Origin of the sequence: Notoacmeibacter ruber, from assembly GCF_003668555.1 — a bacterium.
Taxonomy (GTDB): domain Bacteria; phylum Pseudomonadota; class Alphaproteobacteria; order Rhizobiales; family Rhizobiaceae; genus Notoacmeibacter; species Notoacmeibacter ruber.
Genome location: NZ_RCWN01000001.1, coordinates 1,356,969 through 1,380,749, shown reverse-complemented (window position 1 = coordinate 1,380,749; position 23,781 = coordinate 1,356,969). Strand labels below are relative to the sequence as shown.

At 59.4% G+C, this 23,781-nt stretch carries 19 protein-coding genes; 14 read left to right on the top strand and 5 right to left on the bottom strand.

Translation table 11 applies throughout. The features are described from left to right. Nucleotides 1–22 precede the first annotated feature (22 nt). Nucleotides 23–517, bottom strand: a complete 495-nt coding sequence (locus D8780_RS06520) for an Lrp/AsnC family transcriptional regulator (protein WP_121644874.1) — start codon at nt 515–517, stop codon at nt 23–25. Between the two features lie 103 nt (nt 518–620). Between D8780_RS06520 and D8780_RS06515 the strand changes: the two genes are divergently transcribed. Genes D8780_RS06515 through lpdA form a run of 4 tightly spaced genes read left to right on the top strand, consistent with a single transcriptional unit; the run spans nt 621 to nt 5,631 of the window. Then, entirely contained in the window at nt 621–1,850 is a 1,230-nt protein-coding gene (locus D8780_RS06515) for a thiamine pyrophosphate-dependent enzyme (RefSeq protein ID WP_121644873.1), read from the top strand. A gap of 1 nt (nt 1,851) precedes the next feature. Further along, the gene (locus D8780_RS06510; RefSeq protein WP_121644872.1) at nt 1,852–2,865 is read left to right on the top strand and encodes an alpha-ketoacid dehydrogenase subunit beta; all 1,014 of its coding nucleotides are present in this window, start codon (nt 1,852–1,854) and stop codon (nt 2,863–2,865) included. 1 nt (nt 2,866) lies between these two features. Beyond that, complete coding sequence (locus D8780_RS06505; protein ID WP_121644871.1) at nt 2,867–4,237, top strand: dihydrolipoamide acetyltransferase family protein; 1,371 nt, start codon at nt 2,867–2,869, stop codon at nt 4,235–4,237. Continuing rightward, nucleotides 4,237–5,631 carry a dihydrolipoyl dehydrogenase gene (lpdA, locus tag D8780_RS06500; protein ID WP_199699630.1) on the top strand — a complete coding sequence of 465 codons (1,395 nt, stop codon included), beginning with the start codon at nt 4,237–4,239 and terminating at the stop codon, nt 5,629–5,631. The genes D8780_RS06505 and lpdA overlap by 1 nt, the downstream gene beginning before the upstream one ends. A 14-nt stretch (nt 5,632–5,645) precedes the next feature. Here the strand turns inward: lpdA and betA are convergent, their stop codons facing one another. The 4 genes from betA to betI are packed head-to-tail and all read right to left on the bottom strand — an operon-like array spanning nt 5,646 to nt 10,888. Next, the gene (gene betA, locus D8780_RS06495) at nt 5,646–7,307 is read right to left on the bottom strand and encodes a choline dehydrogenase (protein ID WP_121644869.1); all 1,662 of its coding nucleotides are present in this window, start codon (nt 7,305–7,307) and stop codon (nt 5,646–5,648) included. 28 nt (nt 7,308–7,335) lie between these two features. Beyond that, nucleotides 7,336–8,793, bottom strand: coding sequence for a betaine-aldehyde dehydrogenase (gene betB, locus D8780_RS06490; RefSeq protein ID WP_121646418.1), 1,458 nt, complete (start codon nt 8,791–8,793; stop codon nt 7,336–7,338). A 5-nt stretch (nt 8,794–8,798) separates the two neighbouring features. After that, the gene (betC, locus tag D8780_RS06485) at nt 8,799–10,316 is read right to left on the bottom strand and encodes a choline-sulfatase (protein ID WP_121644868.1); all 1,518 of its coding nucleotides are present in this window, start codon (nt 10,314–10,316) and stop codon (nt 8,799–8,801) included. Continuing rightward, a complete protein-coding gene (betI, locus tag D8780_RS06480; RefSeq protein WP_245412280.1) occupies nt 10,313–10,888 on the bottom strand; it encodes a transcriptional regulator BetI in 576 nt (191 codons plus the stop codon). Before betI ends, betC begins: the two co-directional genes overlap by 4 nt. Before the next feature lie 123 nt (nt 10,889–11,011). Here betI and choX point away from each other — a divergent pair, with 123 nt between their 5' ends. The 10 genes from choX (at nt 11,012) to D8780_RS06425 (ending at nt 23,659) form a co-directional block, all read left to right on the top strand. Continuing rightward, nucleotides 11,012–11,935: a choline ABC transporter substrate-binding protein gene (gene choX, locus D8780_RS06475; RefSeq protein ID WP_121644866.1), complete on the top strand. Its 924-nt coding sequence runs from the start codon at nt 11,012–11,014 to the stop codon at nt 11,933–11,935. Between the two features lie 52 nt (nt 11,936–11,987). Continuing rightward, nucleotides 11,988–12,821, top strand: a complete 834-nt coding sequence (gene choW, locus D8780_RS06470; RefSeq protein ID WP_121644865.1) for a choline ABC transporter permease subunit — start codon at nt 11,988–11,990, stop codon at nt 12,819–12,821. Nucleotides 12,822–12,830: 9 nt separating this feature from the next. After that, complete coding sequence (gene choV, locus D8780_RS06465; RefSeq protein WP_121644864.1) at nt 12,831–13,874, top strand: choline ABC transporter ATP-binding protein; 1,044 nt, start codon at nt 12,831–12,833, stop codon at nt 13,872–13,874. A 23-nt stretch (nt 13,875–13,897) separates the two neighbouring features. Beyond that, a complete protein-coding gene (locus tag D8780_RS06460) occupies nt 13,898–14,914 on the top strand; it encodes a GlxA family transcriptional regulator (RefSeq protein ID WP_121644863.1) in 1,017 nt (338 codons plus the stop codon). Between the two features lie 420 nt (nt 14,915–15,334). Then, nucleotides 15,335–16,597: an aromatic ring-hydroxylating oxygenase subunit alpha gene (locus D8780_RS06450; RefSeq protein ID WP_121644861.1), complete on the top strand. Its 1,263-nt coding sequence runs from the start codon at nt 15,335–15,337 to the stop codon at nt 16,595–16,597. A gap of 16 nt (nt 16,598–16,613) precedes the next feature. Then, complete coding sequence (locus D8780_RS06445; protein ID WP_121644860.1) at nt 16,614–17,723, top strand: FAD-binding oxidoreductase; 1,110 nt, start codon at nt 16,614–16,616, stop codon at nt 17,721–17,723. A gap of 11 nt (nt 17,724–17,734) precedes the next feature. Beyond that, nucleotides 17,735–19,774 (top strand): oxidoreductase, encoded by a 2,040-nt coding sequence (locus D8780_RS06440; protein WP_121644859.1) that lies wholly within the window; start codon nt 17,735–17,737, stop codon nt 19,772–19,774. Between the two features lie 5 nt (nt 19,775–19,779). Further along, nucleotides 19,780–21,723, top strand: a complete 1,944-nt coding sequence (locus D8780_RS06435) for a (Fe-S)-binding protein (RefSeq protein WP_121644858.1) — start codon at nt 19,780–19,782, stop codon at nt 21,721–21,723. Continuing rightward, nucleotides 21,720–22,919, top strand: a complete 1,200-nt coding sequence (locus D8780_RS06430) for an electron transfer flavoprotein subunit alpha/FixB family protein (RefSeq protein WP_121644857.1) — start codon at nt 21,720–21,722, stop codon at nt 22,917–22,919. The genes D8780_RS06435 and D8780_RS06430 overlap by 4 nt, the downstream gene beginning before the upstream one ends. Beyond that, nucleotides 22,916–23,659: an adenine nucleotide alpha hydrolase family protein gene (locus tag D8780_RS06425; RefSeq protein ID WP_121644856.1), complete on the top strand. Its 744-nt coding sequence runs from the start codon at nt 22,916–22,918 to the stop codon at nt 23,657–23,659. The genes D8780_RS06430 and D8780_RS06425 overlap by 4 nt, the downstream gene beginning before the upstream one ends. The last annotated feature ends 122 nt before the right edge of the window (nt 23,660–23,781 follow it).

Genomic DNA, 23,781 nt, shown 5'->3' with positions numbered 1-23,781 from the left:
GTTTCACAGACGACCGCTCAGATCACACAGCGTCCTGGCGCAAGGGCAATTGCGTCGTCTGCTTCACCCGCTTCAAGGTGAAATGGGAATTGACCGCCGCCACGCCGGGTAGATGAAGCAGCACGCGTTTCAGATATTTCTCATAATAGGCGATGCTCTCGACCACGACGCGGAGCAGAAAATCGCTCTCCCCGCTCATCGAATAACATTCCATGATTTCAGCCTCTTCAAGCGCTGCGCGTTCGAACGCTTCAAGGGTCTCCTCATCGTGCTGATTAAGGCGGATGCTGGCGAATATATTGATTTCCAAACCGAGCTTTTCCGGGTCAAGAATGGCGACGCGTCCTCGAATATAGCCGTCATTCTCCAGCTTTTTCAGACGCCGCCAAAGTGGCGTGCTGGATAGTCCGACGATTTCTCCCAAATCTACCATGGAGACTGCGCAGTCTTTTTGTAGCGCTTCGAGAATGCGCATGTCCGTCGCATCGAGAAGGAGTGTGCTACGATATGCTTTCATATGAGGATGACCATGCTCTGTTCTCGGTTTGGAGGACGATAATAAGGACAGTTTTTGTCCCGGTCACGGGATATCGTCGTCATGACCTTTGGGAGGAGGGACCATGAAAAACAGGCCGGAGCTTTCGCTCCATATTCCAGAGCCGGCGAGCCGCCCGGGCGGCGAACCCGATTTCACTGCCCTGCCGCTTCAAGATGCCGGCGAGCAGCGCTGCCCAGACACACTTGCGCCCGAGTCCGAACTCCGGGACATGCCCTATGGGCTTGTTCGTGTGCTGGACGATGAGGGCAAGGCTGTCGGCCCCTGGGCACCTGATCTGCCAGCGGACCACCTGCTGAAAGGTCTGGAGGCAATGGTCCTGACGCGGATTTTCGATGACCGCCTGTTTCGCGCCAACCGCCAGGGCAAGACCAGCTTTTACATGAAATCTTCTGGTGAAGAGGCGATCGGCGCGGCTCATTCTCTATGCCTCGGCGAGCGCGATATGTGCTTTCCCACCTATCGGCTCCTAAGTTGGCTGATGGCGCGTGATTACCCGATCGTCGCTCTTTGCAACCAGATCTTCTCCAATGCCAAGGATCCGTTGGAGGGCCGTCAGATGCCGGTTCTCTATTCGGCCCGCGAATACGGATTCTATTCGATTTCAGGTAATCTTGGCAGCCGCCTTGGTCATGCTGTCGGGTGGGCAATGGCATCGGCCTATCGACATGACGACAGTATCGCGATCGGTTATGTGGGCGAGGGCACCACTGCGGAAGGCAATGTCCACGAGGCGCTGACCTTTGCGGCTGTTTACCGCGCCCCTGTCATCCTTTGCGTGACCAACAATCAATGGGCAATTTCCAGCTATTCGGGGATCGCGGGCGGTGACAGGACGACCTTTGCCGCGAAGGCGCTGGCCTATGGCCTTCCAGGCCTGCGGGTCGATGGAAACGATTTCCTTGCAATCCATGCCGCGACGAAATGGGCTCGTGAGCGTGCGCTCGGCAATAAGGGTGCGACGCTGATCGAACTGGTGACGTATCGACAGGCGGCTCACTCCTCCAGCGACGACCCGACACGCTATCGCCCGAAAGACGAGGCCGAGGCCTTTCCGCTCGGCGACCCCATCGACCGGCTCAAGCAGCATCTCATCGTTCGAGGCGATCTGACGGAGGATGCCTATGAGGCGCTTCACAGCGATTGCGAGAAACGTGTGCGCGAAGCCCTTCGCGAGGCGGAAGCCATCGGCACGCTCGGCCAGTCGAAGCCGAGCGTCAAGGCGATGTTCGAGCAGGTCTTCAAGGAGCCGGACTGGCGCCTGATCGAGCAGCGTCGGGAGGCGGGGTACTAATATGAGCGCGATGAATATGGTTCAGGCGCTGAACTCGGCGCTCGATGTGAAGCTGGGCGAAGATCCCGACATCATGATCTTCGGCGAAGATGTCGGCTATTTTGGCGGCGTTTTCCGCGTTACCGACAAATTGCAGGAAAAGCACGGGCTGACGCGCTGCTTCGATACGCCGATCTCCGAGGGCGGCATCGTCGCGACGGCAATCGGTATGGGCGCCTATGGATTGCGGCCCGTCGTCGAGATTCAGTTCGCCGATTACATCTTGCCAGCCTTCGATCAGCTCGTCTCTGAGGCCGCCCGCTTGCGCTACCGGTCCAATGGCGAATTCTGGGCGCCAATCACGGTTCGTGTGCCCTATGGGGGCGGCATTTTCGGCGGTCAGACACACAGCCAGAGTCCCGAAGCACTTTTTACCCACGTGACCGGATTGAAATCCGTCATTCCATCGAACCCCTATGATGCCAAGGGGCTGCTTATTTCCGCGATCGAGGAGGATGATCCGGTTATCTTCTTCGAGCCTAAGAGGCTCTATAATGGGCTCTTCGAAGGACGGCCGGACGATCCTGTAAAGCCTTGGAAGAACCATCCATTGGCCGAGGTTCCCGAAGATATTTACCGCGTGCCCCTCGGCAAGGCGCGTATGATCCGGGAAGGCGAGGCCGTCACCGTCCTCGCTTACGGCACCATGGTTCATGTCGCTCTGTCTGCCATTGAGGAATGCGGCATTGATGCCGAACTTCTCGACCTGCGCAGCCTGGTACCACTCGATATCGATGCGATCGTGGAATCCGTCCAGAAGACAGGCCGCTGTGTGATCGTGCACGAAGCGTCGCGCTTTGCCGGTTTTGGTGGTGAGCTCTCATCGCTGGTTCAGGAGCGGTGCTTCTATCATCTGCGGGCACCAATCGAGCGCGTCACCGGGTGGGACACGCCCTATCCGCATGCATTCGAGTGGGACTACTTCCCGGGTCCCAAACGTATCATCGATGCACTTCAGCGCACGCAGGAGGTGTGAAATGGGCAAATATGCTTTTCGGCTGCCAGATATCGGGGAAGGTATCGCTGAAGCGGAGATCAGCGAATGGTACGTGTCCGTCGGCGACGAGGTCGAGGAAGACCAGCAGCTTGTCGATGTTCTGACGGACAAGGCCACGGTCGATATTTCATCACCCGTATCTGGGAAGGTGTTGGCGCTAAACGGCGCGGTCGGCGACATGCTTTCCGTCGGTTCGGTTCTGGTCGAATTTGAAGTCGAGGGCGCTGGAAACGTCAAGGACGAGCCGGCCACCCCGAAAGAAGACCGCCCTGAAGAGACGAGCAAAGCTGCCGATGCAGAGACGAAGAACGAGCCTTCGGCGGCTGATACAGAAGACAAACCGGGTGACACTTCGGGCAAGGCGCCAAGCGATCGCGCCCGCTCGGAGCGACCTTCTTTTGGAGGGTCGTCGGGCACCTCCTCGCGGCAGTCGCCGTCCATGCGGCGCGGTGAGAAACAAGAGCAGAAAAAGTCTTCCAGCGAACCGTTGGCCTCGCCCGCAATCCGGAAGCGGGCCTATGAGCAGGGGATCGCCTTGCAGTTCGTTCCGGGCTCCGGTCCCGCAGGGCGCATCCTGGAAGCCGATCTGGAGGCCTATATCGCCAGTGGTGCGGACGGCGATCGCACCGGCGGACTTCTCAAGCGAGACGGTGTCGAGGAAATCCGCATTGTCGGAATGCGCAGGCGCATCGCGGAAAAGATGCAGCAGTCGAAGCGCCAGATTCCCCACTTCTGCTATGTTGAGGAATTCGACGTCACAGCACTGGAGCAACTGCGGGCCGACATGAATGCGTCGCGCCGGGACGGCCAGCCAAAGCTGACAATATTGCCGTTTCTCATTCGCGCCACGGCGCGCCTGCTCCCCGATTTTCCCATGCTGAACGGTCTCTATGATGATGAGGCGGAGATCTTCCACGCTCACGAAGCGCTTCACGCCGGAATTGCGACCCAAACCGAACGGGGTCTGTCCGTTCCGGTCGTGCGTCATGCCGAAAGCCTTGGCGTATGGGAATGCGCCAGCGAGATCAAACGTATAGCGGAGGCTGCCCGCGACGGCAGTGCGAGCAGGGATGAGTTATCCGGTTCGACACTGACAATCACAAGCCTTGGACCTCTCGGCGGTATCTCTGCGACACCGGTCATCAATCATCCGGAAGTCGGCATCATCGGTCCGAACAAGATTGTCGAGCGACCCGTGGTCGTCGATGGGCGGATTGAAGTGCGGAAAATCATGAATGTTTCATCCTCATTCGATCACCGGATCGTCGACGGATACGATGCGGCCCGTTTCATTCAGGCGTTGAAACGCCTGATCGAAACGCCTGCACTGATCTTTGCGGAGAATGAATGATGAGGACGGTCGAAACGAAGGTTCTTGTGGTCGGCGGTGGCCCCGGCGGCTATGTCGCTGCCATCCGCTGCGGACAACTGGGCCTGGAGACGACACTTGTGGAAGGCCGGAGGCTCGGGGGAACCTGCCTCATACGCGGTTGCATACCCTCCAAGGCGCTGATCCACACGGCAAGCCTGTTCGCTGAGATGTCGCGCAGCAGCGAGGCTTCGACGCATGGCATCTCACTTTCTCAAGCGCCGTCATTTGAAATGCCTGGCTGGCGCGATTGGAAAGACGGCGTCGTGAACAAGCTCAATAGCGGTGTGGCGTCGCTTCTGAAGCGCGCCGGTGTAGAGGTTCTCGGCGGCTGGGCGACATTTTCCGACGCGAAGACCTGCCAGGTCGAACTCGACGGCGAAACCGTAAAGATCAGCGCAGAGCACGTCATCCTCGCGAACGGATCCGTTCCCGTGGAGTTGCCGAACCTGCCCTTTGGTGGACCAGTCATATCGTCCTCGGAGGCTCTCTCTCTGGATGAGATCCCAAAGGATCTGGTCGTGATCGGCGGCGGCTATATCGGCCTTGAGATCGGCATCGCAATGCGGAAGCTCGGGGTAGAGGTCACGATTGTTGAGATGCAGGATCGTATTTTACCGAGTTACGACAATGATTTGATAAAGCCTATTGAAAAATGGCTTGAGGAAAATCACGTCACATTGCATCTCGGTGCAAAGGCCCTCGGTATGACAGATTCCGGAAAAGCCCTTCGTGTCCAGAAACAGGGTGGTGAGGAGGTCGAACTGCCAGCCGACCATGTCCTTGTCGCAGCCGGCCGTAAACCGGCGACCGATGGTTGGGGCCTTGAAGAGATGGCGATCGAGATGGACGGGCCATTCGTGAAGATCGATTCGACATGTGCGACGTCGACTCGCAATGTCTGGGCAATTGGCGACCTGACCGGCGAACCGATGCTTGCTCATCGCGCATCGGCCCAGGGCGAAATCGTTGCCGAGATTATCGCCGGCGAGCGCCGTGTTTTTGATCCGATGGCGATTCCCGCAGTCTGCTTTACGGATCCTGAAATCGTCTCTGTCGGCGTGGGTCCGCAAGAAGCGTCCGACGAGATAGCCATCAGCATCTTTCCATTTCGCGCCAGCGGACGGGCACTTACCCTGGATGCGGCCGATGATGGAGGTTTTGTCCGCGTTCTTTCACGCAAGGACGATCATCGCATCGTCGGTGTGCAGGCCGTTGGGGCGGAGATTTCCGAACTTGCCGCCGCTTTCACTCAGGCGATCGAAATGGGATCCGTTCTGGAGGACATTGCCGGTACGATCTACGCCCACCCCACACTTGGCGAAGCGTTCCACGAGGCGGCACTCAAGAGGCTTGGCCACGCCATACACGCGTAGCGGGCCCGGCTCGTTTACCGGTCGGAGGTCTGCCAATCCGGATTGATCCAGGGCTCTACATTTTCGACGGGCAGGGGAGGCTTACCAAGTATGTGGTCGGAGGCCTTCTCGCCAACCATGATGGACGGCGCGTTGAGGTTTCCGTTTGTGATGCGTGGAAAGACAGAGCTGTCGGCAAGCCGCAATCCTTCGACACCAATGACGCGGCATTGCGGGTCGACCACAGCCATAGGATCGTCAGCCCGACCCATGCGGCAGGTCCCGCAGGGGTGATAGGCGCTTTCGACGTGCTCTCGGATGAAATCATTCAGTTCTTCATCCGACTGGACCCCGGCACCCGGCTGGATTTCCTTGCCCCGATATTCGTCGAACGCTTTCTGGCCAAAGATTTCGCGTGTCAGGCGGATGCAGTGCCGAAAATCGGCCCAGTCTTCTTCCTGCGACATGTAGTTGAAGAGAATGCGTGGCGCGTCCTTCGGGTCTGGCGAGCGTAGCGTGACCTCGCCGCGCGAGTTCGAGCGCATAGGCCCGACATGGGCCTGAAAGCCGTGACCCTCCGCTGCGGCCTGTCCGTCATAGCGAACGGCGATCGGCAGGAAGTGATATTGGATATCCGGATATTTGACCCCGGCTTTCGAACGCAGAAAGGCCGCGCTTTCGAACTGGTTCGACGCGCCGGGCCCACCCTTGGTGAACAACCATTGGGCGCCGACGAGCGCTTTTCCGAAGAGATTCCAGTATTTGTAGAGCGTGATCGGCTTGGTGCAGGCTTGCTGAATATAGAGTTCCAGATGGTCCTGCAGGTTTTGGCCGACGCCTGGACGGTCTGCCACGACGTCGATGCCATGCTCCGCAAGATGCGCTGCCGGGCCTATGCCGGAAAGCATGAGAAGTTTCGGCGAATTGATGGAGGAGGCCGCGACGATCACTTCGCGATTGGCAGTGACGGTCTCGATCTGACCGCGCCGTTCGATTTCCACGCCCGTAGCGCGACCATTCTCCAGAACGATATTTCGTACGAAGCAGCGCAACAGCCCGCAATTGGCTTGCTTGAGGGCAGGCTTAAGATAAGCATTGGCCGTCGACCAGCGCCGGCCTTTCCAGACCGTCTGCTCCATCGGTCCGAAACCTTCCTGCTTCTTGCCATTATAGTCCGGCGTAACCTCGAAGCCGGCCTGCTGTCCTGCCTCGACAAAAGCATGGAAAAGCGGATTCTTGCGTGTCCCGCGGCTGACGTGGAGAGGCCCGTCTTTGCCACGCCACTCGGCATCGCCGCCATGGTCTCCGGAATGCCAGTTCTCCAGTCTTTTGTAATAGGGAAGAACATCGGCGTAGGACCAGCCGGTCGCGCCGCTCTCGGCCCAATGGTCGAAATCCATCGCATGGCCGCGCACATAGACCATGCCGTTGATGGAAGACGAGCCCCCGACGACCTTGCCGCGCGGGGTCGCCAGCCGGCGCCCGCCAAGATGCGGTTCCGGTTCGGATCGATAACCCCAATCGTAGCGCGCCATATTCATAGGGTAGGACAGGGCGCCGGGCATCTGAATGAAAGGGCCCATATCCGACCCGCCTGCTTCCAGCACCAGCACGGAATGTTGGCCGTTCTCGCTCAAACGATAAGCCATGGCGGAACCAGCCGAGCCGGCGCCAATGATCACGTAATCCGCTTGCAATGACTTATCCCTTGCCCGTGTGGTCGTTTCAGTAAGGTGCCTCGACGTCGCCCATCGCGACGTAGACGGATTTCACCTGGCTATAATGCTCGATCGCGGCGCGGGAATTTTCTCGCCCGACGCCGGACTGTTTCATGCCCCCGAAAGGCGCTTCGACGGGCGTCAGATTATAGGTGTTGATCCAGCATGTACCCGCTTCCAGTGCGCGAACCACACGATGGGCACGCGTAAGATCGCGCGTAAAAACGCCGGCGGCCAGCCCGAACGGCGTGTCGTTGGCGCGGTCGATTACTTCATCTTCATCGGCAAAGGTCAGGATCGACATGACGGGACCGAACACTTCCTCCCGGGCAATCGTCATCTCGTCGTTCACACCGGTGAAGATGGTCGGCTCAATATAATAGCCGGTGTCGAAACCTTCTGGTACGGCGCCGCCATAGGCAAGTGTGGCGCCCTCATCCGTAGCCTTGGCGATATAGTCACGTACCTTGTCGCGCTGGGCGCTGGAAATCAGGGGGCCGAGCTGTGTCGCTTCATCCCGAGGATCGCCGATCCGGGCGTTCTTCGTTCGCTCGATCAGCCGGTCGATAAAGGCCGTTTCGATGTCGCGATGGACGAAGACACGCGTGCCGTTCGAGCAAATCTGGCCGGTCGAATAGAAATTGCCGTTGATTGATGCACTCACGGCGTTTTCAATATCGGCATCGTCGAAGACGATCATTGGAGATTTGCCGCCAAGTTCCATCGTCACATGGCGAATACCTTCCGCCGCTCCGGCATAAACCTTGCGACCGGTCGGGACCGAGCCGGTGAGCGACACCTTGTCGGTTCTGGCGTCGGTCGCGAGGGCCGCGCCGACATCGCCATAACCCTGGACCACGTTGAAAAGTCCGGCAGGCGCGCCTGCCTCGATGAAAATTTCCGCCAGTTTCAGAGCACAAAGCGGCGTCATCTCGGACGGTTTGAAAACCATGGCGTTACCGCAGGCCAATGCGGGCGCGGCCTTCCAGCAGGCGATCTGCGTTGGATAATTCCAGGCGCCGATACCCACACATACGCCTAGCGGCTCGCGCAGCGTATAGACGAAGTCGTTGCCCAGCGGCACAGTCTCGCCGGTAATCGTCGCGGCCAGCCCAGCGAAATATTCGAGCGCTTCCGCGCCCGATGCCGCATCGGCCACAAGAGTCTCCTGCAGTGGCTTTCCGGTATCCAGCGTTTCGAGTTCACTCAGCTCTCGATTGCGCTCGCGTAGAATGTCGGCCACGCGTCGCAGAACGCGGCCGCGCTCGACAGGGGCGAGGGCGGCCCATGCTTTCTGGGCCCGCTCGGCCGACTGCATGGCCTTTTCGATAAGGGCTGGCGTGGCCGAATGCAGTCGCGCGATGACTTCACCCGTTGCGGCAAAGACGCATTCGATCAGCGCGCCGGTCTCGTCTTCGCAATATTCGCCGTCAATGAAGTGACTGGCTTTCGGCTGGGCATCGATCATTATCACTCGCCTCTCGGATAGCGCTGGTTTTCTTCCAGGACGTTGAGGTCCATGTGATTGCGCATGTAGCGCTCGGATGCCTTCTGCAGTGGCTGAAAATCCCAAGGGAAGTACGCGCCGTTGCGCAGAGAGTCATCCACGATATGGCGGCGCGACTGGCTTTCACGCACTGCCGCGTCGAACGCTTGCATATCCCAGTAACGCTCGACCTTATCGGCGAACTGCGCGGCGATTTCGGCATGGGCCGGATCGTCGGCAAGATTGTTCGCCTCGTCAGGATCGGCCTGCAGATCGAAAAGTTGCGGCGGATCGATTTCGCAATGGATGTATTTCCAGCGATCGGCGCGCAGGCAAACCATCGGCGCATAAGAGCCTTCCGCCGCATATTCGATACGGACGGGAGTGTCGCGAGCGACGCCCCTGGAAAGCTGCACGACCGACTCGCCATCCGTCCATGGCGCAATCTCCCCGAGATCAATTTCGGCCAGTTCCGCCAAAGTAGGAAGGACGTCCATGGTGCTGACCGGCGTTTCGACCAGACCTGCCGGCATATCCGGCGCAGCGATCATGAAGGGGACGCGGGCGGAGCCCTCCCGGAAGCTCATCTTGAACCAGAGGCCGAACTCGCCGAGCATGTCGCCATGATCGGAAAGGAAGACGACGATCGTGTTCTCGCTCTGACGGGTCTCTTCGAGCGTTTTGAGAATTTCGCCGATCTTGTCGTCAATATACGAGACGTTGGCGAAGTAAGCCCGGCGCGAGCGTCGGATATGCTCCTCGGTGATGTCGAAGGCGCGCCAGTCGCTGGCGTCGAGAAGCCTTTTGGAGTGAGGATCTTGCTCGTCGTAGGGAACAGCCGGATTGCGCGGGAGAAGGTGCTCACAATCTTCGTAAAGATCCCAAAATTTGCGGCGGGCGACATAGGGATCATGAGGATGCGTGAAACTGACGGTCAGCATCCAGGGGCGGGTGTCATGCCCGCGGCCCAGATCGTAAATCTTCCGCGTCGCGTTATAGGCGACTTCATCGTCATATTCGAGCTGATTGGTAATCTCGGCAGCGCCAGCATTCGTGACGGAACTGAGATTGTGATACCACCAGTCGATCCGTTCGCCGGGCTTGGAATAATCCGGCGTCCAGCCGAAATCGGCGGGATAGATATCTGTTGTCAGTCGCTCCTCGAAGCCATGCAACTGGTCCGGGCCGACGAAGTGCATCTTGCCCGAAAGCGTCGTCTGATAGCCCGCGCGTCTCAGGTGATGGGCATAGGTCGGAACATCCGACGTAAATTCGGCGGCGTTGTCATAGACCCGGGTCCTATACGGGAGCTGGCCCGCCATGAAACTTGCGCGGCCGGGCGCACAGAGGGGAGACCCGGTGTAGGCATTGGCAAATCGGGTCGAGCGTTCCGCCAGCGCCTTGAGGTGCGGCGTATGAAGCCAATCCGCAGGACCGTCTGGAAAGAGGGTTCCGTTGAGCTGATCGACCATGAGGACAAGAATATTATACCGGTTGCTCACGGCCGGGCCTCCCTAGCGAGCCAAAGATCGAGATAGTCGTTGACGAGGGCATGGCCCTCCTCGCGGGGCGGACTGACCTCCTGCAGGGCGTGACGGATGTAGAAGCCGTCAATCATCGAGGCGAGCCCCTGAGCGACCTTTTCGGCCGTCCCGTCATCGAAGATCTGTCGCAAATTAAAGAGCAGGTTTGAATGCAGACGCCGCGAGTAGATGCGCAACAGACGACTTGTTTCTGCTGAATGCAGTGATTTTACGTAGAAGTTCAGCCATGATGAAACGACGTCGCGATCGAATTGCTGCCTTTCCAGGCTTGCCTCGATAATGGCCCGAACTCTTTCCTCGGCCGATGAGGCCTTTTTGAGCTTTTCCCTGACGCTTTCGCCGAAGATCACAAGAATGTGACGCATAGCTGCAAGAAATATCTGTTCCTTCGATCCGAAATAGTGATGAGCAAGTGCGGGAGAGATGCCTGCGCGCCGCGCAATCTGGCTCACCGGAACGTTCAAGTTGCCTGCTTGCCCAATCTCGATGATCGTCGCTTCGATCATCGCTTCACGCCGGATCTTTTCCATCCCAAGCTTCGGCAATTTCGGTTTCCTCCCCGATCAGACCTTTACAACAGATCATTTGTCCTCTTTGATTGACCCATCAATCAATAAAAAGTCAACCCAAGCTCCCCAACCCAAGGAGACAGAATGAGACGGTTATCGATTGCATTTTCTGGCGCGCTGGCGCTTTCCCTGGCCTCGAGCGCAGCCTATGCCGCGTGTGACGAGGTGACGATGTCGGATGTCGGCTGGACGGACATCACCACGACCACGTCGACGGTGAAGCAGGTTCTCCAGGCGCTCGGCTATGAGGTGGACGTTAAAGTTCTTTCCGTGCCGGTGACGTTCGCTTCGCTCGAGAAGGACGATGTCGACGTCTTCCTCGGCAACTGGATGCCGGCGCAGAGCGGCGCCATCAACCCCTACATGGAGAGCGGCGAGATCGAAGACGTCGCCGTCAATCTCGAAGGCACGAAATATACGCTGGCCGTGCCGACCTACACCTATGAAAAAGGGCTCAAGAGCTTTGCCGATATCGCCAAGTTCCAGGAACAACTGGACGGCAAGATCTACGGCATCGAGCCTGGTAACGAGGGCAATGATTACCTCGTCGGTCTGACCAAAGAGAACAAGATGGGCCTAGGCGAATTCGAGGTCGTCGAAAGCTCGGAGCAGGGTATGCTCGCCCAGGTCGGTCGCGCCGTGAAAGACGATGAGGACGTGGTCTTCCTGGGGTGGGAGCCGCATCCGATGAACGCCAATTTCGACCTGAAGTATCTGACCGGCGGCGAGGATTTCTTCGGCGGCGAGGGCGTCGTCCATACCGTGACGCGCAAGGGATATGTCGAGGAATGCCCCAATGTCGGGAAGCTGCTGAAGAACGTGAAGTTCTCGCTCGCCATGGAAAACGAGATCATGGGCAAGATTCTCGATGATGGCGCGGAGCCGGACAAGGCAACGCTCGAGTGGATGCAGGCCAATTCCGACGCTGTTCTCGGCTGGCTCGACGGTGTCGAGACCATCGACGGTGAAGACGGCGCTGCCGCCGTCAAGAATGAACTCGAGCTTTGAGTGCGAATCGGCCCGCTTCTGGCGGGCCGATCTATTTTGAAGGGGACGACATTTGGATTGGCTGACAGAGTACAAGATACCGATCGGCGCATGGGCCAGCGATTTGATCGATTGGCTGACGGATAACTTCTCACCGCTTCTCGATGTCCTGGCGGACTCGGCCGAAAGTCTGATCGACGGGCTTCTCTGGCTGCTTCAGACCCCCCATCCGCTGGTCATCATCGCGGTTTTCGTTGGCCTGACATGGTGGCTTCAACGCCGCATTTCGACCTGTCTTCTGGTCTTCTTCGGCTTCCTGTTCATCTATAATCAGGGCTATTGGGAGACGATGACGGAGAGCCTCACGCTCGTCATGTCGTCCTGCATCGTCTGTATGGCCGTTGGCGTGCCGATCGGTATCGCGGCGGCGCACCGACCGAAGCTCTACCGATTTATTCAGCCGATTCTCGACCTGATGCAGACTTTGCCGACCTTCGTCTATCTTATTCCGGCAATTGTGTTTTTCGGAATCGGTATGGTGCCGGGCCTCATCGCAACCGTCATTTTCGTGCTACCTGCACCAATCCGTCTGACCTATCTCGGCGTCTCCTCGACCCCGACCCCGCTTCTGGAAGCGGCGGATGCGTTCGGCGGTACGAAACGGCAGAAACTCTGGAAGGTCGAGCTACCTTATGCCCTTCCGCAGATCATGGCCGGGCTGAACCAGACCATCATGCTCTCGCTATCCATGGTCGTCGTGGCAGCACTCGTTGGCGCCGATGGCCTCGGCGTGCCGGTCGTCCGCGCCCTCAACCAGGTCAATACCAGCCTCGGCTTCGAAAGCGGCTTCGTGATTGTGGTGATCGCCATCATCCTCGACCGCATGCTCCGCCTCAATCAGGGATAAGCCAACACCATGGAAAAAGCTGTCGTTTTCGACAATGTGAGCATCGTGTTTGGTGACAGGCCGAAAGAGGCCCTGCCACTGATGGACAAGGGCATGAGCCGCGCCGACATCCAGCAGGAAACAGGACAGATCCTCGGCGTTCACGACTGTTCCCTCTCTGTCGGCGAGGGAGAGATACTGGTGCTTATGGGCCTGTCCGGCTCCGGCAAATCGACCCTTCTGCGCGCGGTGAACGGCCTCAACCCCGTCGTGCGTGGATCGGTGCGCGTGACCGCCGATGGTCAGACCTTCGATCCCAAGACATGCAGCGCGCGCGATCTGCTGAAGCTGCGCCGCCATTATGTCGCGATGGTCTTTCAGCAATTCGGGCTCCTGCCGTGGCGCAATGTTCTTGATAATGTTGCGCTTGGGTTGGAGTTCAGCGGACTGAGCCGCAAGGAGCGGGAGGAGAAGGCCCGCGATCAGCTCGATCTGGTCGGCCTTGGAGACTGGGCCGATTATCAGGTTGCGGAGCTTTCCGGCGGCATGCAGCAGCGCGTCGGCTTGGCCCGAGCCTTTGCGACGGAAGCGCCCATTCTGCTGATGGATGAACCGTTTTCAGCGCTGGACCCACTTATCCGCAACCGCCTACAGGACGAGCTATTGGAGTTGCAGGCCCGTTTGAAACGCACCATCGTCTTCGTCAGCCACGATCTGGACGAAGCCTTCAAACTCGGCAACAGCATTGCGATCATGGAAGGCGGCCGGGTCGTTCAGAGCGGCAACCATCAGGATATCATCGCCAATCCCGTCAACGAATATGTGGAAGATTTCGTCGCGCACATGAATCCGTTGACGGTTCTTCGCGCTTGTGACGTGATGAGAGCCGAGGTGAACGGCCCTTCGGATGCCACAGTTGCCGGAGATACTCCGGTCGGTGATGTGATAAACAAGCTTGCGGCGGGCGCGCCGCTCGTTCAGGTCACCGACGGTGCAGGCCAGCCTATCGGGACGATCAGCGAAAGGGAAATCGTGGCAGCATTGCAATCGACGCCGCCAAGCCACGCTTCCTAGGTTCTTAAGTATTGGAGACGCGGATGAACGAAACGGTGAGAGTTCGGATCAATGCGAGCAACTCACCGAATCTGCGTGTCGGATTTCTTCTCGCCGACGGCTTCACCCTCTCGGCCATGTCTCTTTTCATCGATGCGCTTCGTCTTGCGGCCGATGAGGGCGACCGGTCTCGACCGATCCGCTGCGAGTGGCAGATTCTGTCTTCGCGGCCAGGTCCCATCCGGTCCAGTGCAGGCCTGTCCATTGAGCCGACGGCCGCGCTGATCGATCCCAAGGCATTCGACTATCTCGTTATTGTCGGCGGCCTGCTGCACAACCGCGCACAGATGGACAAGCCGAGCCTCCTCTATCTGGAGCGCTGTGCCGAAGCCGGCGTTCCGCTTGTCGGTGTCTGTACAGGCTCGTTCATCCTCGCCCGGGCCGGGCTCATGGAGGGGCGGCGCTGCTGCGTGAGCTGGTTCCATTGCGATGATTTCGCGGCCGAGTTTCCGGACCACGATGTCGATGCCGATCGTCTCTTCATCGACGACGGCGACAGGATCACCTGTGCTGGGGGCGGGGGCGTTGCCGATCTGGCGGCGCATCTCATCCGCCGCCACCTCGATACGACCGCAGCCCAGAAGAGCATGCATATTCTACAGCTCCGTTCGGACCGTCCCGGCACGGACGCACAGCCCCACGCGATGCCGGCGATCAGTGATGATAGCCGCGTCAGGCGTGCCGTTCTTTTAATGGAGCAGAGCGTCTCGCGGCCGATGACCGTCGACGCGATCGCGTTGCGCCTGAAAATATCGAGCCGCCAACTGGAACGGCTTTTCCGTGATGCTGTCGGGATGAGCCCGGCAACGATTTACCGGCAGATCAGACTGCGGCACGCCCGTCAGCTTTTGTTGCTCACGGAAAAGAGCGTCACCGACATTGCGGTGGAAACCGGCTTTTGCGATGCGGCTCATTTCGCACGGCAGTTTCGAGCCCATTTCGGTGAGCCGCCGCGTCGTGTCCGGTCCTCGCAAGCCGCGGTTTCCGCGCCTCTGGAATGAGACCCACGGCTGCCGAAGAAACACACTGCGCCGTCGAGATGAATGAAGCCAGTCAGCCGCGTGAGAACACGGCTTTGCTTATTCTACGTGCATGACTTTAAAATTGGCATCAATGTCGCTTTTATCCCGAAAAGCGTCGGTACAAATCAAGCGTAGCTCAGAGATGAGTGGTCATCATTCATACTGCAGATAGCGGTTTCCCCCTCTGGCAGGAGTTCGGGATCATGGCGTACGGCGCTAGAACGGCAGGTCCTTCCAGAGAAGCGCTCACGCTTCTGCTCCGCTATGCCGCGCTTCAATCAGATTGCATTGACGCCCGCTTCACGATCTCGGCTCGCAGTATCGCCGCGATGTCAGGCAGGGCGTCTCGGCATATCTTCACCCTATTCGAGCATCGGCTTTCCAGCAAAGAGGCCCTTCATGTCTGATCTGATCTCTCGACTGCGCAACAGGCAAAAAGGCTACACGCTGGAGGCGCCGTTCTATACCGACCCTAACGTCTTCGACACCGATATGGACGTCATCTTCGGACGTCATTGGCTTTTCGTCGGCGTCGAGCCGGACGTCGCCGAGCCGGGGGACGCGATGGTCGTGGACATCGGCAAGAACTCGATCATCATTCTGCGTGACGATGATGAAGAGGTGCGTGCCTTCCACAATGTCTGCCGCCATCGCGGCGCGCGGCTGCTTCATGAAGAAAAGACCGTCGTCGGCAATATTATGTGCCGCTATCATGCGTGGGTGTACAACACCTCCGGTGAACTGATCCACGCCGAGCATATGGGAGAAGGGTTTGACCACTCATGCCACGGCCTGAAGCCGGTTCATATCCGTTCTCTGGAAGGTCTCCTCTTCATTTGTCTTGCCGACGAGCCGCCCGAAGATTTCGACAAGATGGCCGAGGTGATGGCGCCTTACATCGCGCCCCACAACATCCGCAATACGAAGGTCGCCTATCAGCATGATCTGATTGAGCCGGGAAACTGGAAGCTCACGATGGAGAACAATCGTGAGTGCTACCATTGTGGCGCGAACCACCCCGAACTGACTGTTCCGCTCTTCGCGTACGGTTTCGGCTTCGCACCGGAAGAACTGAGCGATACGGAGCGCGAGCATGCCGATCAGTATGCCTGCACGCTCAAGGACAGCCATAAGGACTGGGAAGGGATCGGTCTGCCGTCGAAGGAGGTTGATCACCTCGACGATATGGTCACCGGATTCCGTACGGAGAGGCTGCCGCTCGCGGGCGACGGAGAGAGCCACACCATCGACACCAAACGAGCCTGCAAGAAGCTGCTCGGCAATCTCACGAATGCCAGGGCGGGCGGTCTCCACTTCTGGACCCAGCCAAATTCCTGGCACCACTTCCTTGGTGACCATGCCATCGTCTTCTCGGTGCTGCCTCTCGATGCGGAGCGATCGCTTCTGCGCACCAAATGGCTGGTCCATAAGGATGCCGTTGAGGGTGTGGATTACGATCTGGATAATCTGATCGGCGTCTGGATGGCCACCAACCAGCAGGATTCCGACCTCGTCGGTTTCTGCCAGCAGGGTGTGAGGGGCGAAGGCTACGTGCCGGGCCCGTATTCCCCGCATACCGAAATGCTCGTCGAGAAATTCTCCAATTGGTATGTCGGTCGGATGCTGGCGCATCTCTCCGACGCATCTTCAGCCGCCGCTTGAGCCTTAGAGGTATCGGATGGAAATCAGCGAACTGCCCGCACCCAATCCGGTACCCACCGGCTATTATCGCTGGGAGCCGGACGAAGACGACGTTCTGATCTGCCGTGCGGTTCGCGAAGAAACGCCCGATGTAAAGAGCTTCGTCTTCGCGCCCCGCTTCAAGCGCCAATTCGAATTCGTGTCGGGCCAGTTTCTGACACTGGAATTTGAGATCGAAGGGGAGACGTATCATCGCTGCTATACGATATCGTCGCCGCCGAGCCGGCCAGACACGGTATCGATCACGGTCAAGCGCGTTCCCGGCGGCCCGGTTTCCAACTGGCTGCACGACTATTTCCAGCCCGGCATGATGCTGAAGTCGACTGTGCCGATGGGGGTCTTCTCCTGGGCCGGCATGCAGGCGCCGAAATATCTGTTTCTTTCCGGCGGCTCGGGAATAACGCCCCTGATGTCGATGACGCGTAGCGCATATGATCTGGCACTGATCACCGACATCTGTTTCGTCCATGCCGCGCGGACGCCATCGGACATCATCTTCCATGACGAGCTCCAGTTCATGGCGCGGCGCAACCGCTCCATCAAGCCGTACTTCACCGTTGAAGATAATGCTTCGGGCCATGGCTGGTCGGGCTACCGTGGACGGATGACCCAGTCGATGCTGGAGGTCATCTGCCCCGATTTTCTCGAGCGCGAAATCTTCGTTTGCGGACCAAGACCCTTCATGGGCGCCGTAAAGGAAATGCTCGAGAAAGCCGGTCTCGATATGGAGCAGTATCACCAGGAGAGCTTCGATTTCGACGACTTCACCGAAGAGACGCAGGAGACGATCACCGAAGCCACAGGCGACCTGGATTCGGACGTCAAACGTTACAAGATCGAGTTCAAGAAGACCGATCGTGTCGTTTATTGCCCCGAGGACATCACCGTTCTCGAAGCGGCCCGGCGCGCCGGTATGCGGCTACCGTTTTCCTGCGCGAAGGGTCTCTGCGGGACCTGCAAGACGCAGATCATCTCCGGCGATGTTGTGATGGAACATGGCGGCGGCATCCGCCAGCGCGAGATCGATGCGGGCAAGGCTCTTCTATGCTGCGCCAAACCGACCAGCGATCTTGTCGTTGACCGGTAAGGAGGGGTGCGATGATCGCTAACGCCGAAGCTCTTCTCAAGCCCTTGACGATCAAGGGACTGACGATCCGCAACAGGGTGATGTCGACGTCGCATGCGCCCGCCTACGGGAAGGACGGAAAGCCGCAGGAGCGCTATCAGCTCTACCACGAGGAGAAGGCGAAAGGCGGTATCGGCCTGACCATGTTCGGCGGCTCTTCGTCCGTGGCGCTGGACAGCCCCGCAACACCCTGGAACCAGATCTCGGTTGCCGATGACAGCGTGGTGCCGCATTTCCAGGAATTTTCCGACCGGATTCATCGGCACGGCGCCAAGCTGATGATCCAATTGACCCATATGGGTCGCCGGACCCGGTGGGACACCGATAACTGGCTGCCGGTCAAATCGGCGTCGCCTTACCGCGAACCCGCCTCGCGCTCGATCCCGAAGGAACTCGAGGAGGAGGAGATCACACGGATCATCGGCGATTTTGCCGCGGCGGTACGTCGCTGCAAGGATGGCGGGCTGGATGGGTGCGAGATCTCCGCAGCGCACGGCCATCTCGTCGATCAGTTCTGGTCGCCTTCCGTCAACCAGCGGAGCGATAAATATGGCGGAAGCCTGGAAAACAGGATGCGGTTCGGCATTGAAGTGCTGAGCGCGATGCGTGAAGCCGCCGGGGACGATTATGTCATCGGAATTCGCATGTCGGGCGACGAGATGCTCAAAGGCGGATTGACGCATGAGGATTGCGTGACAATCGCCTCGGAATACGCTTCGCGTGGACTCGTCGACTTTCTCAATATTATCGGCGGTCAGGCGCGGGACGATATCGCACACGCGGTCTCCATTCCCAATATGGCCTTCCCGGTCGCGCCCTTTCTTTCGCTTCCGTCGGCCATCAAGCGCGAAGTGGACGTTCCCATCTTCCACGCGCAGCGGGTTACGGATCTGGCGACGGCCGCCCGCGCCGTACATGAAGGTCATGTCGATATGGTTGCGATGACGCGCGCGCATATCGCCGATCCTCATCTGGTCAACAAACTTGCGGACGGTCGCGCGGACGACATCCGCCAATGTGTCGGCGCAGGCTATTGCATCGACAGGATCTATGTCGGCAACGACGCGCTGTGTATTCAGAATGCGGCGACGGGCCGCGAAGCGACGATGCCCCACATCATTCCGAAGGCGGAAACCACGAAGAAAGCAGTGGTGATCGGTGGAGGAGTCGGCGGGCTTGAAGCAGCACGCGTGCTGGCATCGCGCGGTCACGCGGTCACGCTTTTCGAAAAAGAAGAGCGCCTCGGCGGGCAGATCAACATCGCCTCCAGGGCGACGTGGCGCGAGGCGCTCTCCGGTATTCCACGCTGGTTGATCGGTCAGGTCGAGAAGCTGGGCGTCGAACTGCGCCTCGGGGAGATGGCAGATGAATCCGTGGTCGCCGCGCTGGAGCCGGACATCGTGATCGTGGCGACGGGCGGACTTCCGAGCAAGGGGCACGCAAAAGGGTCCGAGGAGCACGCCGTTACCACATGGGACGTGCTGACCGGAAAGGTCGAACCATCCGGCACGGTTCTTCTCTACGATGAAATGGGGCAGCACAATGCGGCCTCGACTGCAGAAGTGCTCGCCAAGCGAGGCTGCCTCGTCGAGATGGCGACTCACGATCAGATCATCGCTCAGGAAGTCGGCACTACGAACCAGCCTGTTCATATGCGCGAGCTCTACAAGCTCGGAGTGGTCATGACCCCGAATATGGAACTCATCGAAATCTATCCCGAGGGCAATCGCCTGATCGCCGCGCTCCGCAATACGATGACGGATGAGGAAGAGGAGCGAGTGGTCAATCACGTCATCGTCGAATACGGCACGCTGGCGCAGGACGATCTGCACTTCGCACTGAAGGATACATCGTCGAACAAGGGCTTTACCGACCAGCAGGCGCTCGTCGCGGGAATGCCACAACCATCGGACGGGGAGGGCTATGCGCTTTACCGGATCGGTGATGCGGTTGCGGGCCGAAACATACACGCCGCGATGTATGACGCGCTGCGGCTCTGCAAGGATCTCTGAATATCATGGTGGCCGCGATCTATCTGCCGTGGCTCATCATCGCAATGATTGCCATCGCGGCGCTGCAAATCATGCGTCGCGTGCTTCTGTGGCGGAAGGGGCGGTCCGCGCCAATCGACTGGATTGGCGGCCTCAAGGCTTTGCCAAAACGCTATCTTGTCGACGTCCACCACGTCGTCGATCGAGATAGGGGCGCGTCTCGCATGCACGTGCCGGTGGCGGCAGGTCTGGTTGCGGCCTCAGGGCTCTCATTGATAGGCATCATCCCGCCCATCGGCAGGTCGGCTTCTTGGGCCGCGCTCGTTGCATTCGCTTTCCTAGTCATGATCCTGGGTGCCAGCCTTGTCGTGGCACGCCGATATCCGGCAAAACTTCCACGCCTTTCAGCCGGGCGTTTTCAGGGCTTGCCGGTTCTGCTTCTCGCCTTTGCGGGCGGTGGCTTTCTGACTGCACTGCTCGGGGCGTTTGGCGACCCGATGCCAGCACTGTCGCTGGTCATGCTCTTTCTCGCCGCGCTCGGCGGCATCAGCCTGGCGCTCGAAGTGGCGCGCGGTCCGATGCGTCACGCCCTGGCGGGTAGTCTTCACCTCGTCGCTCACCCTCGGCCCGACAGGTTTGACAAAGGCCGGGACACTGCGCTTCGCGCTCTCGACCTCGATGCGCCGAAACTTGGTGCCGAGACACCGTCGGATTTTGCCTGGAACCGTCTCCTCTCTTTCGATGCCTGTATCCAGTGCGGGCGATGCGAGGCAGCCTGTCCGGCCTTTGCGGCCGGTCAGCCCCTTAGTCCCAAACATCTGATCGCCGATCTTGCCCGCGCACAGCCAAAGGGAGCGACGCAACCCTATAGCGGCGCGCCCTATCCGAACGCGCGACCTGTCGCCGAGAAAGGCGAAATGGACCTGCCGCTGATCGGCGCGGAGCGCATGATCCATCCGGATACGCTCTGGTCCTGCACGACGTGCCGGGCTTGTGTCGAAGAATGTCCCATGATGATCGAGCATGTCGATGCTATCGTCGACTTGCGAAGATTCCAGACGCTTGAACTTGGTGCCTTACCGCCGAAAGCAGTCGACCCCATCGACAATCTGCGAGGGTGTGACGAACAGAACGGCTATGCTCTGTCCGCCCGCACCGATTTTCTCGCGGGCCTCAATTTGCCGGTGCTGTCGGAAACGGGCGAGACCGATCTGCTGCTTTGGCTGGGGCAGGGCGCGTATGATCTTCGCTATCAGCGCAGCCTCAAGGCTTTGGTCCGTCTATTACAGAAGGCCGATGTGAGCTTTGCCGTGCTTGGCGAGGAAGAGCGGGACTGCGGCGACGTAGCGCGGCGTCTCGGCGACGAGGCAACGTTTCAGCGTCTCGCCAGAGCCAATATCGAAGCGGTCTCGCAATATCGCTTCAACCGAATCGTGACTGCAGACCCGCACGCCCTTCACGTGTTGAGAAATGAATATCCGGCGCTTGGGGGGCGCTTCGAGGTCGTTCATCACACTGCCTTGCTCGACGAACTGATGGCAGAGGGAAAGCTGCTTGGCGGTATCCTTCCGCACGGACCGATCACCTATCACGATCCTTGCTATCTCGGCCGCTATAACGGAGAATTCGACGCGCCACGCAATGTGCTGGCTCGTATTGGCGCCGATAGTCGGGAAATGGCCCGGAGCGCACGCCGCGCCATGTGCTGCGGCGGCGGCGGTGGGGCGCCGATTACTGATATTGCCGGTGATACGCGTATTCCCGATATCCGCATGGAACAGGCGAGTGGCACAGGCGCGCAGATCGTCGCCGTCGCCTGCCCGGGATGCACCGCCATGCTGGAAGGCGTTGTCGGTGACAGGCCGGATGTGCGGGATATTGCCGAACTTGTTCTGGAAGCAGTGGAGAACCAGAAAGCGCCAGACGCGGCTAACCACCGAGATCGGCTGAAGTCGGCGGTGCCCGCGTGAGCCGCGATCGCAGAGACCCCCGCGCCGAGAAGATCGCGCAATTCGTCCCTGTTGGTGCGACGCGCCCCCGCTACGACCGTGCGCGGCAAGTCCGGTCGTCCGGTCGACCGCGTCGCGATCCGCGTACCATCTTCGCCACAGCTCGAGTTCCGGGGCAGGGGCGCGTGCGGATCGACCGCAGCCAGCATGTGCCGCTGGTCTCAGGCGTCAGTCCTCAAGTCAAAAACGAACCCGCGACGCCGGTGATCCGGATTGTCGAGGAGCCCGCATTCCTCGTCTTCGCGGTTCTGGACGCTGATGGAGGCCGGCTGTCGCGCTTCGACCGGCAGGTTCTCGGAGCAGCAAGGCTGCTTGCCGATGCGAAGGATGGCGGCGGGGCCGTGGTCGCGCTCGTTGGGGGCGATGCCGAAAATCTGGGTCAGGCCGGCGCCGATCGGCTGGTTGTTCTGGGCGAAACGGATGTCGATGCTTCCTGCCGCGCCTCCCAGATCCTCTCCGTCATGAACGAGCTCGAACCTCGACACATCCTGTTTCCCGAGAGCCTTTCAGGCGGCGATCTGGCGCGTCGGTTGGCCATGCGGTCGGGCGAACGTCTCATGAGTGACGTGGAGCACCTGACCGCGCGCCAGTCGGTCAGAGCTTGCGGGGGCGGAAGAGGGGAGCAGGCCAGTGCCCCGCCAAGGCTCATGAGTATCGGCGAAGACCGCGTTGCGGCCTACATGGACCGCCCCTGTGAAGCACGCCCGATCGAAATCGTTACTCTTGCTCCCGAGCAAAATAATTCGATCTTGAAAAGCGAGGTCGTACCTGCAGATCCGTCCAGCATGTCTCTGGCGGAAGCCGATTTTGTCGTTTCCGCAGGCAACGGCGTTACCGATTTTGAAGCCTTCAGGGAGCTGTCGCACGCATTGAAAGCGACGCCCGGGGCGAGCCGTGTCGTTTGCGATGCCGGCCTGATGCCGCGTGAGGCGCAGGTCGGGGCTTCGGGAACGGTTCTTTCGGCGGATTGCTATCTTGCGATGGGTATCGCCGGCGCGCCTCAGCATCTGCAAGGCATTGCAGGGTGCGAGCACGTTATTGCCGTCAACACCGACCTTCACGCGGCCATGGTCGAGCGGGCGGGTCTGGCGATCGTCCAGGATGCCCAGAAAGTGATGCCCGCTCTCCTTCGCATTCTTGGGGAGCGAAACGCGTGAAGATCGTCATTCTCCTTTCCGAGGGCCGGCATCCTGTCAGCGGCAGGGCGATGCTGCCGCGGCTCGAAGCGCAGGCCATTTCGCTTGCATCGGAAGTAAGCGCGCAATTGTCAGGCTTGCATTGTGGGCAAAGCGAAGTCGCCGTCCACGATGCGTTGGGGCATGGGCTTTCGAGGGTCGATTGCTTGAAGGTTGCAGAGGATGCCGATCCTCTTGCCGGGCTTCGCGATCACTTTTCCCGGGATATGCCTGATCTGATCCTGGCCGGGAGGCGGGGCCAGGGCGGGGAGGATAGCGGGCTCCTTCCCTATGCCTTGGCAGAGGCGCTTGGCGTGCCTCTCATGGCAGACGTGACCTCCCTTGCAAATGGCGATGAACCCGGCGTTGCGAATATGGAGCAGGCTTTGCCGAAAGGGGCCAAACGACGAGTGACAGTTCGTCTGCCGGTTGTCGCAACCGTGCATCCGCTCGCACCCGCTCCCGTACCTTTCGCCTATGCGCAAGCGAGGCGTGGAGTGATCGAGCGTTTCGAGGGAACGTCGGAGCCTGACGAGGCATTCGCCCTGGAAGAGCGGCCCCGCCGGTCCCGTCCCAAGCTGATGCGCGAGGCGAGCAGCGCCGGCGAAGGCGGAGAAAGCGTTTTCGTCAATCCGGATCCAGACGATGCAGCACGCATGATCCTTGATTATCTGGAACGGACGGGTGTGCGTTCCTTCAATACAAACAGCCGCGATTTATAGTTTCCCCTTCAGGCGGGCCGCCATCATCCAGCATCGGCTATGTCCGATAATGCGTCATCCCAGCAAAATGCGACAGGGACAACTGAATTCGCTGTTGGGCGAAACTCTGCTGCATTTCTGCC